We start from the raw sequence: 13,112 nt of genomic DNA, 5'->3' as shown, positions 1-13,112 counted from the left end.
CTAGCTGACCTACCGTCAGCAAGGGCAGGGGAAGCCGAGAATCAGTGCGAAGACGAGATCGACTTCGCTGCCTGTCCGAGATCCGGGGCCGGCCGGCGCATGCACACGCGAGGCCACCGATCCAGTCCGATGGCCGCCTCGTGCGCCCGGATCGCCGCGAGCCCCGGCGTCACCTCCGCCGCGTCGAGCGCCCGGAAGCCGATCCGCGCGTAGTACGGAGCGTTCCACGGCACGTCCCGAAAGGTGGTCAACGTCGACGCGAGCCCGGTCCGCGCCTGCACTCGATCGATCATCGCCCGCCCGAGCCCGCGCCGCGCCCCGTCGGGGTGCACCGACACCTGCTCGATGTGCGCGGCCCCGTCCACGAGATCCCAGATCAGATAGGCAACCGCCGGCTCCCCGACCACCAGGCACCGCCCGCCGGTCCGATACGCGGCCAACTCCTCGACGGAAAGCGGCTCGTCCGCCGCGATCTCCGGCATGCCCACATCCACGAAGCACATCCCGGCGGCGACCTCGATCTCTCGCATTCGCTCCAGGTCACGCACCGAGGCGGCACGGATCACATCACTCATGATCACCATTGTGGCCGCCGCCGCGAAGCGCGGGAGACGGTGCGTGTGGCGCATGGGTCACAGGGATCTCGACACGGCATGCTCGGAGTTCCACGAGAAGTGGGTTCGAGGGTCCACCCGGCAGCCCGCCACGTGTCACGCTCAAGGGCGACGACTACCCCGCTCTCGCGGCGATTCGGTACGTACCGAATCGCGAAGCCGTGGTGCGGGCGACCGACAAGATGTACGACCCGAAGCTGCGAGGGTCGGGTCCAGCTCCTGGCAGTACGCCGAAGGGGTGGCCCGCGTGGCGGGCCACCCCTGCTCGCGACGTCGTGTCGACTACTGCGGCACCGAGGCCACGCCCGCCGGGAGGAAGCGCTTGCCCAGCGTCTTCTCGCTGACGCCCGCGCGGTCCAGGTACGGGGTGATGCCGCCCAGGTGGAAGGGCCAGCCGGCGCCGGTGATCATGCACAGGTCGATGTCCTGCGGGGCGGCGACGACGCCCTCTTCGAGCATGCGGTTGATCTCGTCGGCCAGGGCGGCCAAGGCGCGGTCGCGGACCTGCTCTTGCGTGGAGGGGGAGTCGCCCACCTCCAGGAGGGCGGCGACCTCGGGGTCGACCTCCTGGGCGCCGGAGGCCCAGGTCAGGAAGGAGCGCTTCCCGGCCTTGACCACACGCTCCAGGTTGGGCGAGACGCCGAAGCGGTCCGGGAAGGCCGTGTGCAGGGTTTCGCCGACGTGTGCGGCGATCGCCGGGCCGACGAGTTCGAGCAGGACCATCGGGGACATCGGCAGGCCGAGCGGGGCCAGTGCGTTGTCGGCGATCTCGATCGGGGTGCCTTCGTCGACCGCGGCCAGCACCTCGCCCAGGAAGCGGGTGAGGACGCGGTTGACCACGAACGCCGGGGCGTCCTTGACCAGGACCGAGGTCTTCTTGAGCTGCTTGGAGACGGCGAAGGCGGTGGCGAGCGCACCGTCGTCGGTCTGCTCGGCGCGGACGATCTCCAACAGCGGCAGGACCGCGACCGGGTTGAAGAAGTGGAAGCCCACGACCCGCTCGGGGTGTGCCAGCTTCGAGGCCATCTCGGTGATCGACAACGACGAGGTGTTGGTGGCCAGGATGCACGTCGGCGAGACCACGGCCTCGACCTCGGCGAACACCTGCTGTTTGACCGACATCTCCTCGAACACGGCCTCGATGACGAAGTCGGCGTCCGCGAACGCGTCCTTGGTCAGCGAGCCGGTCACCAGTGCCTTGAGCCGGTTCGCGGCGTCCGCCGAGATCCGCTTCTTGAGCAGGAGCTTGTCGACCTCGGCGTGCACGTAGCCGACGCCCTTGTCCACCCGCTCCTGGTCGATGTCGGTCAGCACGACCGGCACCCGCAGGCGACGGGCGAACAGCAGCGCGAGTTGCGAGGCCATCAGCCCGGCGCCGACCACGCCGACCTTGGTGACCGGGCGCGCGAGCTTGCGGTCGGGGGCGCCCGCCGGGCGCTTGGCGCGCTTTTGGATCAGGTTGAACGAGTACAGGCCCGCGCGCAGTTCGTCGCCCATGATCAGGTCGGCGAGCGCGTCGTCCTCGGCGTCGAAGCCGGCCTGGAGCGAGGCGACGTCACCGAACCGGGCGGAGCGTGCCGCGTCGATGATCTCCAGCGCGCGGTACGGCGCGGGGGAGGCCCCGTGCACCTTCGAGTCGGCGATCGCACGGCCTCGCTCGATCGCCGCGTCCCAGCCGGCGCCGCGGTCGATCTCCGCTCGCTCGACCACGATCTCGCCGGAGACGACCTTGCTCGCCCACACCAGCGACTGGGCCAGGAAGTCGGCCGACTCCACCAGTGCGTCCGCGATCCCGAGCTCGAATGCCTTGGGGCCGTTGAGCTGCCGGTTCTGGTTCAGCGCGTTCTCGATGATCACGGTGACCGCGTTGTCCGGGCCGATCAGGTTCGGCAGCAGCACGCAGCCGCCCCAACCGGGGACCAGACCCAGGAAGCACTCGGGCAGCGAGAAGGCCGGCACCGCGGTGGAGATGGTGCGGTACGTGCAGGCCAGGCCGATTTCGACGCCGCCGCCCATCGCCGCGCCGTTGTAGAACGCGAACGTGGGCACGGACAGCGTGGTCAGCCGCTTGAACGTGTCGTGGCCGGCCTTGCCGATGGCGTGCGCGTGTTCGCGCAGGCCGACCTTCTCCACGCCCTTGAGGTCGGCGCCGACCGCGAAGATGAACGGCTTGCCGGTCACGCCGGCCGCGACGATGTCGCCCGCCGCGGCCAGGGCCTCGACCTTGTCGATGGCGCCGTTGAGCTCGCCCAGTCCGGCCGGCCCGAACGTGTTCGGCTTGGTGTGGTCGAAGCCGTTGTCGATCGTGATCAGCGCGAACCTGCCCGCGCCGCCCGGGAGATCGAGTACGCGCACGGGGAAATGCGAGACCAGCTCGTCCGGGAAGACCTCGGCGGCCAGTCGGGTCAGGTCGCTCACTTGTCGTTCCCCTCGGAGTTCACGGCGTCCGCGGAGTTCGCGGTCCAGTTCGGGTTCTCCCAGATCACGGTCCCGCCCATGCCGAGCCCGATGCACATCGAGGTCAGGCCGTAGCGGACCTCGGGGTGCTCCTCGAACTGCCGCGCGAGCTGCGTCATCAGGCGCACGCCGGACGAGGCGAGAGGGTGACCGAAGGCGATCGCGCCGCCGTACTTGTTCACGCGCGGGTCGTCGTCGGCGATCTTGTAGTGGTCCAGGAAGGACAACACCTGGACCGCGAACGCCTCGTTCAGCTCGAACAGGCCGATGTCCTCGATGGTGAGGCCGGCGCGCTCCAGGGCCTTCTCGGTGGCCGGGACCGGGCCGATGCCCATCACCTCGGGCTCCACGCCCGCGAAGGCGAACTGCACGAGCCGCATCTTGATCGGCAGACCCAGCTCGCGCGCGGCGTCCTCGGAGGCGAGCAGACACGCGGTCGCGCCGTCGTTGAGGCCGGCCGCGTTGCCCGCGGTGACCCGGCCGTGCGGACGGAACGGGGTCTTCAGCGCGCCGAGGCCCTCGAGCGTGGTGCCCGGGCGCATCGGCTCGTCGACGGTGGACAGGCCCCAGCCCTGCTCGACCGAGCGAACCGCGACCGGCACCAGGTCGGGCTGGATCAGGTTGTCGGCGTACGCCTTGGCGGCCTTCTCCTGGCTGCCGACGGCGAACCTGTCGGCGCGCTCCTTGGTCAGCTGCGGGAAGCGGTCGTGGATGTTCTCCGCGGTGTTGCCCATGACCAGTGCGGACGGGTCCACCAACTGCTCGGAGATGATCCGCGGGTTCGGGTCGGCACCCTCGCCCATGGGGTGGCGGCCCATGTGCTCGACACCGCCGGCGACCACGACGTCGTAGGCGCCGAACGCGATGCCGCCGGCGGCCGTGGTGACCGCGGTCATCGCGCCTGCGCACATGCGGTCGATCGAGTAGCCGGGCACCTCACGCGGCAGACCCGCGAGCAGCGCCGCGGTGCGGCCGATGGTCAGGCCCTGGTCGCCGATCTGCGTGGTGGCCGCGATGGCGACCTCGTCCACGCGGGCCGGCGGCAGCGACGGGTTGCGGCGCATCAGCTCACGGATACAAGCGATGACGAGGTCGTCGGCTCGCGTCTCGTGGTAGATGCCCTTGGGGCCGGCCTTGCCGAAGGGGGTACGGACGCCGTCTACGAAGACGACGTCCCGGACGTTACGAGGCACGAGCGCACACTCCTCCTGCGATGGGTACGAGCCCCATGCTACTCATGAGTAACCAATGGTCCTAGCCCTCGGCCCCACTCCGCTCGCCCCGATCCGCCGGGACGTTGCCGTCCGTGGTCGGGATCGACCCCGTGACCGGCGCTTTTCGCGGCGATCGAGCCCAAGGCCGTGGGTCGGGTTCGCGACCGAAGGGCCGGCGAGGCGCGTGGACGGGTGCGCCGCGGCACGCGTCCGGGCGTGCCGGCGGTGCGTTCGGGTGGTTCGGGGGTGCGTCCGGGCCTGCCGACCGCCCGGGTGGGTCGGCGAGTTCGGCGGCGAAGCCGGATTCGTCGCCATCGGGCTTCCCGCGGCGGGCGCACGATCGCTCGGGTCGGCGACGGAGCCGCAGGCGGGTTGCTGCGGTGGGCTGCTCCGAGGTGATCACGACGACTCCGGATTGCGCGGACTTGACGCGACCTTACGCATTTTTCGGGCTTGCCATGTTTTGCCGCGCCACAGGGGCCGGGCCGGACGTGATGCGATCCACGCGCGGCGAGGCGGGCCTTTACTTCGGCTTGACTGTGTGGGGGCATTCGGCTGACAAAATAAGCCAAGCCTAGGCTTGGTTAGCCTTGCCTAATAATTGCCGTTTGTCCCACTTCTGTATCCCTGCGTGTCCCTGCCGGTCCTGCGGTCCCTGCCGTTCCGGCCGGTTCCTCTCGTTCGTCTGCCGGGCCTCGACCCGTCTTCGCTTGTTCTCGTCCCCGGGAGAGTCCATGTCTGTTGTCCGTCGCCGTCCTGCCGCCCGCGTGAGCGTGCTGGGTACCGGATTGCTGCTCGCCTTGCCGTTGGCACTCACCGCGTGCAGCAGCAGCGACGAATCCTCCGGCGACGCCGTCAAGGTCACCGCCAAGGACAAGTCCTGCGACGTCGCCAAGAAGGACTGGCCGGCCGGCAAGAACAGCATCAAGGTGACCAACAAGGGCAACCAGGTCACCGAGCTGTACGTCTACGCCCAGGGCGACCGGATCGTCACCGAGCGGGAGAACATCGGCCCCGGCACCTCGGCGACGCTGAACTTCGAGATCAAGGCCGGCACGTACGAGGTCGCCTGCAAGCCCGGCATGAAGGGCGACGGCATCCGGCAGACGATCACCGTCGCCGGCACCCCCGCCGAGAAGCCGGTCGACCCCCGACTCGCCCAGGCGGTCGCGCACTACCGCGCCTTCACCACCACGACGGTCGACCAGATGTTGCCGATCGCCACCGACTTCGTGAACGCGGTCAAGGCCGGCGACGTGGCCAAGGCCAAGGACCTCTACCCCAAGTCGCGCCTGGGCTGGGAGACCATCGAGCCGGTCGCGGAGAGCTTCGGCGACCTCGACCCGCAGATGGACGCCCGTGAGGCGGACCTGGAGCCGGGCCAGGAGTGGTCCGGCTGGCACCGGATCGAGAAGGCGCTGTGGACGACCGGGCAGATCACCGACGCGGAGAAGGGCTACGCCGACCGCCTGCTGGCCGACCTCAAGACGCTCCAGTCGAAGGTGGGCACGGCCGAGATCACCCCGACCTCGATCGCCAACGGTGCCAAGGAACTCCTCGACGAGGTGGCCACCGGCAAGGTCACCGGTGAGGAAGAGGCGTTCAGCCACACCGACCTGTGGGACTTCGTGGGCAACGTGGACGGCGCGAAGAAGGCGTTCGACCTGCTGAAGCCGTACGTGGCGGAGAAGGACGCGGCGCTGGCCGGCACCCTCGACGGCGAGTTCGCCAAGATCCAGGGCCTGCTGAACAAGTACAAGCAGGGCGAGGGCTACGTCTCCTACGACACCGTCGACGACGCCAAGCGCAAGGAACTCTCGGACGCGGTCAACGCGCTCGGCGAGCCGCTGTCCAAGCTGGCCGGCGTCGTCGCCTAGTCATGCCGCATATCGCTACGGGCCGCGAAGCGGCCGCCACCCGGGGCCGGGCGCAGCATGTCGCCGGCCGCACCGAACGTCCATAGGGAGGGCCTCATGACCGAGAGCGAACACGGCACCGAAACGGTCGAGCCGTCGGGCGACGGTGTCAGTCGGCGGGCCCTGCTGGGCTGGACCGGCGGCGCGCTCGTGGTCGGCGCCGCCGCGGCCGGCGGGGTGGCCACCGCGGTCACCGGGACCGACGACAAGTCGTCCGCGCCGGTCCTGGGCGCGGTCGACTTCCACGGCGTCAACCAGGCCGGCATCGCCACCCCGGTGCAGGACCGGCTGCACTTCTGCGTCTTCGACGTGATCACCGACGACCGCGCCAAGCTGGTCCGCATGCTGCAGCAGTGGACCGCCGCGGCGGCCGCGATGACCGCCGGCAAGGCGATCGGGACCGGCGCGGACAGCGGCGTTCCGGAGTCGCCGCCGGACGACACCGGCGAGGCGGTCGGCCTGCCGCCGAACAACCTCACGCTCACCGTCGGGTTCGGCCCCTCGCTGTTCACCAAGGACGGCAGGGACCGGTTCCAGATCGCCGCGAAGAAGCCCGAGGCGCTCGCCGAACTGCCCCTGTTTCCGGGCGACAAGCTCGACCCGCAGCGCTCGGGCGGCGACATCGCGGTCCAGGCCTGTTCGGACGACCCGCAGGTCGCGGTGCACGCGATCCGCAACCTGGCCAGGATCGGCTTCGGCGTGGTGTCGGTGCGCTGGTCCCAACTGGGCTTCGGCAAGACCTCCTCGACCACGCCCGAGGCGATGACCCCGCGCAACCTGTTCGGGTTCAAGGACGGCACGCGCAACATCGCCGGCACCGAGACCGACCGACTGCGCGAGCACGTGTGGGTGCCGGCCGGTGAGGGCCCGCAGTGGATGGCGGGCGGGTCGTACCTGGTCGCCCGCCGGATCCGGATGCACATCGAGACCTGGGACCGGACCTCGCTGCAGGAGCAGCAGGACGTGATCGGCCGGTCCAAGGGCGTCGGCGCGCCGCACGGCGCCACCGGCGAGCACGACGTGGTCCCGCTCAAGGCGCTGCCGGAGAACTCGCACGTGCGGTTGTCCCACCCCGACTCCAACCACGGTGCGACCATCCTGCGCCGCGGCTACTCGTTCGTGGACGGCTCGGACGGGCTCGGCCGGCTGGAGGCGGGCCTGTTCTTCCTGGCCTACCAGCGCGATCCGCGCAAGGGCTTCATCCCGCTTCAGCAGCAGCTGGCCGCCAAGGACGCGATGAACGAGTACATCCAGCACGTGGGTTCGGCGCTGTTCGCCTGCCCCGGCGGGGTGCGCGGCGCGGACGACTACTGGGGCAAGGCACTGTTCGCCTGATCGCTCGCGAAGGGGCGACAGACCGGCGCCGCATACGTGGACACCCGAAGGGCCCGATCCGAGGTACGGATCGGGCCCTTCGCGCATGCGTGCCGGCTGCTCAGGCGGTGGCCGTGGTCTCCCGGGATGCCGGTGCCGGGGTGTTGGTGCGGCCCTTGGGGAGGAGGAGGAACAGGGCCATGACGGGGATGAGGTAGAGCAGCCAGACGGTGGTCTGCAGGACCGTGGGGTCGGGTTGGAAGTTGAGGATGCCCTTGAGCAGGGTGCCGTACCAGCTGTCCGGGGGGATGGTGTCGGTGATGTCGAAGGCGCGGTTGTTCAGGCCGGGGAGGAAGTCGGCCTCCTGGAGGTCGTGGATGCCGTAGGCGAGGACGCCGGCGGCGACGACGACCAGGCCGGCGCCGGTCCACAGGAAGAATTTGGCCAGGTTGATCCGAACGGCGCCGGCGTAGAAGAGGTATCCGAGGACGACGGCGGTGGCCAGGCCGAGGGCGACGCCGATCATCGGTTCGGTGTTCTCGCCGGTGGAGCGGGCGGTGCCCCAGACGATGACGGCGGTCTCCAGGCCCTCGCGGCCCACGGCCAGGAACGCGGTGAGCACCAGCGCGCCGGTGCCCATCGCCAGCGCGTGGTCGAGCCGGCCCTGCAACTGCGCCTTCAGCGCGTGCGAGGTCCGGCGCATCCAGAAGATCATCCAGGTCACCAGCAGCACCGCGACGATCGACAGCGAGCCGCCGAACAGTTCCTGCTGTTCGAACGTCATCTCGGCGGAGGTCAGTTCGAGGGTCGCCTCCAGCGCGACGCTCAGCGCCACCGCGGCGGCGACCCCGGCCCACACCGCCGGCAACGCGTCCCGACGCCCGCTCTTGACGAGATAGGCGATCAGGATGCTGACCACCAGAGCCGCTTCCAGGCCCTCGCGCAGGCCAATCAGATAGTTGGCGAACACAGGCCACCCCACCGACTCGAACAAACATTGCAGAATGAGAATTAGGCGAGGCTAACCAAACCATCCGGCGGGATCCGGCGTCAATGTGGACAAAGCAAAGCTCGGGTAAGGCAACGAGGCCCCGCGGCCGCGCCGGGATCCGCGGACCGCGGGTCGAACCCGGTGCACCGGGCGGGACGCGCCCGGTGCCCGGTGCGGTTCAGGCGCTCGTGCCGTTGGCGGCGTGCGCGGCCAGCCGCAGGAACGCACCGGAGAGCGCGTGCGCGGTCAGGTCGATCTGCCAGGGACGTGCGCCGAAGGCGCGCAGCACGTCGCCGACCGCGTCGGCGGTGGGCACCGAGGGCGGAGCCCAGGCGAGCCGGCGCACGTAGTCCGGCGCGAGCAGGTTCTCGGTGGGCAGCGTGTGCTCGTCCGCGATGGCCGCGACGGCGGTCTTGGCCGCGGTCAGGCGCTCCGCGGCGGCCGGGTCCTTGTCCGTCCACGCGCGCGCCGGCGGCGGGCCCTCGTGCGGCAGCGTGGACATCGGCAGTTCCACCTCGGGCAGCGCCCGGGCCTGCTCGATCGCGGCCAGCCACACGCCGGCCTGGCGTCGGCTGTCCCGCCCGGTGAAGCCGGGCAGCGCGAGCAGGGCGGCCACCGACGCGGGCCCGGCGATCGCGGCCTCGACGATCGCGCTGTCCGGGATGACCCGCCCCGGCGAGACATCCTTCTGGCGCGCGATGGCGTCGCGGGCCAGCCACAACGAGCGCACGATCGCCAACTGCCGACGGCGCCGCACCCGGTGCAGCCCGGAGGTGCGCCGCCACGGGTCGACCCGCGGGGCGGGCGGCGGCGCGGCGGCGATCGCGGCGAACTCCTGCAGGGCCCAGTCGAGCTTGCCCTGCTCGGTCAGGATGGCCTCCAGCTCGTCGCGCAGCTCGATCAGCACCTCCACGTCCAGCGCGGCGTAGCGCAGCCACGGCTCGGGCAGGGGGCGGGTGGACCAGTCCACCGCCGAGTGCCCCTTCTCCAGCGAGAAGCCGAGCACGGTCTCGACCATCGCACCCAGCCCCACCCGGGGGAAGGCGGCGAGTCGGCCGGCCAGCTCGGTGTCGAAGATGCGCCGCGGCACCATGCCGACCTCGGCCAGACACGGCAGGTCCTGGGAGGCGGCGTGCAGGACCCATTCGGCGTCGACGATCGCCGCACCGAGCTCGGACAGGTCCGGACACGCCGCGGGGTCGACCAGGGCGCTGCCCGCGCCGGCCCGACGCAGCTGGATCAGATAGGCGCGTTGCCCGTAGCGATAGCCGGACGCCCGCTCGGCGTCGACGGCGACCGGTCCCGCTCCGGCGGCGAAGGCGGCGATGGTCTCGGCGAGCGTTCGCGAATCCGCCACGACCGGCGGTACGCCCTCGCGAGGTGCCAGGAGAGGGACCGGCGCCGGGGGGACCGGCGCCGGAAGTTCGGATGAGGTTTCGAAGGAGGCGTCGGTCACCCCACCAAAATAACCCGCCCGTCCACCCGATCGGGCAGGTCCCCGCCAAGGTGGGCGCGCCACGGGCGGTGTACGGCGGTCGGAAACCGTACAAAATCAGCCGGCGCGAAATATCCGGGACGTGCCGGGGCGCCGGATTCGGCCGGCCGAGGAGGGACACCGAGGGGCGCGAAGCGCTCCGGACGGCCGACCCGATGTCGAGTGCAGCGACGTCGAGTGGGCCGACGCCGAGCGTTCCGCTGGCCGGCGACGCGACGCCCCGATGCCCCGGTGGGCCGACGCCGAGTGTTCCGAGTCGACGCGCCCGAGGCCGAGCGGACCGATGTCGGCCGGCTCGACATCCGCCGCCCCCGCCCTCGTGCCGCCTCGCTCCGCCGCGGACCCGACCCGCGCCGAACCGGGTCCGGACATGCCGAATCCCGGCGGGTGGGTCCACCCGCCGGGATTCGGCTCTACCTGATGAGGTGTCCTGATGCCCAGCCGACCTGCGTCAGCTGATGATGCCTGCCCGCAATGCGAGGGCCACCATGCCGGCACGGTCGCCCGTGCCCATCTTGCGGGCGATGCGGGCGAGATGGCTCTTGACGGTCAGCGCCGACAGGCCCATCGCCTGGCCGATCGCCTTGTTGGACCGGCCCTCCGCGACGAGGCGCAGGACCTCGATCTCGCGCGCCGAAAGCTCCCGGACGCCGGAGCCGGGCTCCGTCCCGCGCTGTTCCGACGGACGCATGCGGTTTGCCTGGGGCATCCCGTGGTGCATTCCCGCTTGCCGTGCGTGTCCAGGGTTCAGTCCCGCTCGCGCGCCGGTCACGACATAGCCTCGAACGCCCGCGGCAAGCGCGGAACGAACGGCACCGATGTCGTCGGCTGCGGAGAGTGCCAAGCCGTTCGGCCAACCGGACGCGCGCATCTCGGTGAGAAGCGTGAGTCCGGAGCCGTCCGGCAGGTGCACGTCGGCGACACAGAGGTCGCGCGGCGTGCCGGCACGGGATCGAGCCTCGGCGATGGTCGACGCCCCGACGACGTCGCGCACACCGAGGGCCCACAGGTGGCGGATGACCGCGTCGCGAACCCGGGGGTCCGCGACGACAACCATTGCCGTGGGCTTGGAAGGACGGTAGGCAAGCAGGTTTGCAGGGTGATCGAGAAGTACCGACACCGGGCCTCCTGCGCAGTGATCGCGATTCCCGAAGAAGCGGCCCGACCAGCTACTCCTTCGGGGTGGTCACCCTGTCCTTCGGCACATATGGCGCCGGCCTTTAGAGGAAGATCCAAATCCGTTATGCGAGTTTGACCCGGGTGTGTGACCGTGACGTCTCGCAGCGCCGACCCGGCGTGTCAGGAGCCGGGTCGCGAGGGCCGACGCGGTATGGCGACGACCCCTTCGCCGGAGACCACCGGCGGCAAACCCGCGCATGTGCACATGAGTTCGGTCCATGCCAGCAGATGCGGGAGCAACTCGTCGTCGGCCGGCGTCCACGATGCCCGGACCTCGATCTCGGTCCGGGCGATCTGCCCGGAGAGTCCGCCGAAACCCTGCGAGGTACTGCGGCTGACGGTGCCGCTGGGCGCCCGATAGGCGGCGCCGACCGCGTGCAGCGACTCGGTCAGCCAGGTCCAACCGACCTCGGGCAGCAGCGGGTCCATCGCCAGTTCGGGTTCGAGTTCGGCGCGCGTCATGGTCACCACGCGAAACGTCCCCTCCCAGGCCTCGTGGCCCGCCGGGTCGTGCAGCAGCACGATCCGGCCGCCCGCCAGTTCGTCCTCGTCCTCGCCCAGGGCCACCTCGGCCGCGAACGCTGCCGAGAAGGGGGCCAGGCCGCGTGGTCGGGACATCTCCTCCAGCACGATCTCCGGGCGCAGGATCGCGGCCCGCCATCCGGCCAGCGCCTGCCGGAACTCCTCGGGCTCCTCGGTCTCGCCGACTGCTGCCATGCCTGGCAGCCTAGGCCGCGCCGGGGTCGCCAGGCCCGGGCGACGCGCCGGACGGGGGTGCTCGGTCTGGGCCGTCCGGGTGCGTCTGGGACCATGGCGGATGTGACCGAAACGAGCCTTCCGCACGCCACCGTCCGAGACTCGGCCTTCCTGCGGGCCTGCCGACGTGAACCCGTACCGCACACCCCGGTGTGGTTCATGCGCCAGGCGGGTCGTTCGCTGCCCGAATACCGCAAGCTGCGCGAGGGCACCGCGATGCTCGAATCGTGCATGCGGCCGGATCTGGTCACCGAGATCACCCTCCAGCCCGTGCGCCGGCACGGCGTGGACGCGGCCATCTTCTTCAGCGACATCGTCGTCCCGCTCAAGGCGATCGGCATCGACCTGGACATCAAGCCCGGGGTCGGCCCGGTGGTGGCGAACCCGATCCGCTCGCGTGCCGACCTCGCCCAGCTGCGCGATCTGACGCCGGAGGACGTCCCCTACATCACCGAGGCGGTCGGCCTCCTCGTCCGCGAGCTCGGCGGCACCCCGCTGATCGGCTTCGCGGGGGCGCCGTTCACCCTGGCGAGCTACCTGGTCGAGGGCGGCCCGTCGAAGAACCACGAGCGCACCAAGGCGCTGATGTACGGCGACCCGCAGCTGTGGGCGGACCTGGTGGACCGGCTCGCGCAGATCACCTCGGCGTTCTTGAAGGTGCAGATCGAGGCGGGCGCGTCGGCGGTCCAGCTGTTCGACTCGTGGGCCGGCGCGCTCTCCGCCGCCGACTACCGGGCGTCGGTGCTGCCGGCCAGTACGAAGGTGCTGGCCTCGGTCGAGCACTACGGCGTGCCGCGGATCCACTTCGGCGTGGGCACCGGGGAACTGCTGCACATGTTCGGCGAGGCCGGCGCGGACGTGGTCGGCGTCGACTGGCGGATCCCGCTGGACGTGGCGGCGACCCGGGTGGGGCCGGGCAAGGCGCTCCAGGGCAACCTGGACTCGGCCGCGGTGTTCGCGCCGTGGGAGGCGGTGCGGGCCAAGACCGACGAGGTGCTGGCCGCCGGTCGCGCCGCCGAGGGGCACATCTTCAACCTCGGCCACGGCGTGCTGCCCAACACCGACCCCGAGGTGCTCACCCGGATCGTGGCGCACGTGCACGAGGCCGGCGCGCGATAGAGCCCCCGACGTCGGGCGCCGGCCGGGCCGCGGGCGGGCTCGGCCGGCGCTTGCGGC

Annotated in this window: 10 protein-coding genes; 3 read left to right on the top strand and 7 right to left on the bottom strand. The window is 70.9% G+C overall.

The window, feature by feature from the left end; translation table 11 throughout:
• Nucleotides 1-41 precede the first annotated feature (41 nt).
• From ACIBM5_RS22315 to ACIBM5_RS22305, 3 genes are all read right to left on the bottom strand, one after another.
• The gene (locus tag ACIBM5_RS22315) at nt 42-575 is read right to left on the bottom strand and encodes a GNAT family N-acetyltransferase (RefSeq protein ID WP_396008433.1); all 534 of its coding nucleotides are present in this window, start codon (nt 573-575) and stop codon (nt 42-44) included.
• Between the two features lie 321 nt (nt 576-896).
• Nucleotides 897-3,032, bottom strand: a complete 2,136-nt coding sequence (locus tag ACIBM5_RS22310) for a 3-hydroxyacyl-CoA dehydrogenase NAD-binding domain-containing protein (protein ID WP_396008432.1) — start codon at nt 3,030-3,032, stop codon at nt 897-899.
• A complete protein-coding gene (locus ACIBM5_RS22305; RefSeq protein ID WP_391581769.1) occupies nt 3,029-4,264 on the bottom strand; it encodes a thiolase family protein in 1,236 nt (411 codons plus the stop codon). Before ACIBM5_RS22305 ends, ACIBM5_RS22310 begins: the two co-directional genes overlap by 4 nt.
• Nucleotides 4,265-5,019: 755 nt before the next feature.
• Between ACIBM5_RS22305 and efeO the strand changes: the two genes are divergently transcribed.
• Nucleotides 5,020-6,162, top strand: coding sequence for an iron uptake system protein EfeO (gene efeO / locus ACIBM5_RS22300; protein ID WP_391581770.1), 1,143 nt, complete (start codon nt 5,020-5,022; stop codon nt 6,160-6,162).
• Between the two features lie 96 nt (nt 6,163-6,258).
• Nucleotides 6,259-7,536 carry an iron uptake transporter deferrochelatase/peroxidase subunit gene (gene efeB, locus ACIBM5_RS22295; protein ID WP_391581771.1) on the top strand — a complete coding sequence of 426 codons (1,278 nt, stop codon included), beginning with the start codon at nt 6,259-6,261 and terminating at the stop codon, nt 7,534-7,536.
• A 100-nt stretch (nt 7,537-7,636) separates the two neighbouring features.
• On the opposite strand, the gene efeU is transcribed toward efeB, so the two are convergent.
• The 4 genes from efeU to ACIBM5_RS22275 form a co-directional block, all read right to left on the bottom strand.
• Nucleotides 7,637-8,485: an iron uptake transporter permease EfeU gene (gene efeU / locus ACIBM5_RS22290; RefSeq protein WP_396008431.1), complete on the bottom strand. Its 849-nt coding sequence runs from the start codon at nt 8,483-8,485 to the stop codon at nt 7,637-7,639.
• 199 nt (nt 8,486-8,684) lie between these two features.
• Entirely contained in the window at nt 8,685-9,962 is a 1,278-nt protein-coding gene (locus tag ACIBM5_RS22285) for an HRDC domain-containing protein (RefSeq protein ID WP_391584756.1), read from the bottom strand.
• Nucleotides 9,963-10,452: 490 nt separating this feature from the next.
• The gene (locus tag ACIBM5_RS22280; protein ID WP_078974877.1) at nt 10,453-11,121 is read right to left on the bottom strand and encodes a response regulator transcription factor; all 669 of its coding nucleotides are present in this window, start codon (nt 11,119-11,121) and stop codon (nt 10,453-10,455) included.
• A 179-nt stretch (nt 11,122-11,300) separates the two neighbouring features.
• Nucleotides 11,301-11,897, bottom strand: a complete 597-nt coding sequence (locus ACIBM5_RS22275) for a DUF3000 domain-containing protein (RefSeq protein ID WP_391584757.1) — start codon at nt 11,895-11,897, stop codon at nt 11,301-11,303.
• 93 nt (nt 11,898-11,990) lie between these two features.
• On the opposite strand from ACIBM5_RS22275, the gene hemE reads away from it, so the two are divergent.
• The gene (hemE, locus tag ACIBM5_RS22270) at nt 11,991-13,055 is read left to right on the top strand and encodes a uroporphyrinogen decarboxylase (RefSeq protein ID WP_396008430.1); all 1,065 of its coding nucleotides are present in this window, start codon (nt 11,991-11,993) and stop codon (nt 13,053-13,055) included.
• Nucleotides 13,056-13,112: the final 57 nt, after the last annotated feature.

The organism is Embleya sp. NPDC050493, from assembly GCF_044458105.1.
Classification (GTDB): Bacteria; Actinomycetota; Actinomycetes; order Streptomycetales; family Streptomycetaceae; genus Embleya.
This window is presented reverse-complemented; position numbering and strand designations above follow the sequence as displayed.